The sequence below is a fragment of the Curtobacterium sp. MCBA15_009 genome (genome assembly GCF_001864895.1).
Classification (GTDB): domain Bacteria; phylum Actinomycetota; class Actinomycetes; order Actinomycetales; family Microbacteriaceae; genus Curtobacterium.
Map to the genome: position 1 here is coordinate 1 of NZ_MJGO01000029.1, position 338 is coordinate 338.

1 pseudogene is annotated in these 338 nt (G+C 55.6%); it reads left to right on the plus strand.

From position 1 onward, the window contains the following. Positions 1–338, plus strand: a pseudogene (locus BIU97_RS17245) (MFS transporter); the annotation flags it as partial.

The following is a 338-nucleotide window of genomic DNA, read 5'->3' on the forward strand; positions in this document are numbered from 1 at the left end:
GCGAGAAGCCGGTGCGGACCTGCCATGGCAGTACGTCATCCTGGCATCATCGCTACTTGCGCTATTTGGCGCCGTTCTTATCCATCTGCTTGGAGATGGCCCTCATTTACCAGGTGCAGGCCAGAAAAAACAATCATCGGGCACCGCCTCCGAGCGACCGCTGACGGTCTTTGACGCCTTCAAGGTCAATCGATTTCGTGCTGCAGCCCTGGGCTATTTCGGGCATATGTGGGAGCTTTACGCGTTCTGGACGGTCGTACCACTGCTTGTGGCCAATACGGCACTCATCAGTGAATACTCGGCCGTCGGATTATCCGGTATGGCGTTCAGTATCATTG